At 69.5% G+C, this 469-nt stretch carries 1 protein-coding gene and 1 pseudogene; both read left to right on the forward strand.

The window, feature by feature from the left end; all coding sequences use genetic code 11:
• Positions 1 to 187, forward strand: a pseudogene (locus J5M73_RS31255) (ABC transporter ATP-binding protein); the annotation flags it as partial.
• Positions 188 to 231: 44 nt separating this feature from the next.
• The coding region (locus J5M73_RS31260; protein ID WP_207816933.1) for a hypothetical protein at positions 232 to 469 on the forward strand (238 nt) is incomplete at its 3' end.

The raw sequence follows: 469 nt of genomic DNA on the forward strand, positions 1-469 counted from the left end.
TTTCGAAGTGGTGCGCGAGATCTCGAAGGAGGGGATCACGGTGCTGCTCGTCGAGCAGAACGCACGCCTCGCGCTGCAGGCGGCCGACCGCGGCTACGTGATGGATTCGGGCACGGTCACGATGGACGGCGACGCGAAGCAGATGCTCGACGATCCGAAGGTGCGCGCCGCGTACCTCGGCGAGTAAGCGCCGAGCGGCGCCCGCCGCGCGGCTCGCGCGGTGCGGCGTTCATGAAGCCATCGCGGTGGTTCGCCGTGGCGGCTTTTAGTTTTTTGACGGGCGGCGTCGCTCGCTTTTCCGGCGAAGGCGGCGGGGCGAAGGCGAAGGCGGCGGCGGTGGCTACTGCCGCCGGGCGTGCGGCGCGACTGTCGTCGACGCTTGGTGGTGCGCGAGGCGACGTGCGACAGACCGCGTTCGCCGATCGGCCGATCGAAAACCGACACGCAGCTCGGGCACAATGTGCGCGTC

The sequence above is a fragment of the Pseudomonas sp. 50_B genome (assembly GCF_017491625.1).
In the GTDB taxonomy this organism is placed as follows: Bacteria; Pseudomonadota; Gammaproteobacteria; order Pseudomonadales; family Pseudomonadaceae; genus Aquipseudomonas; species Aquipseudomonas danubii.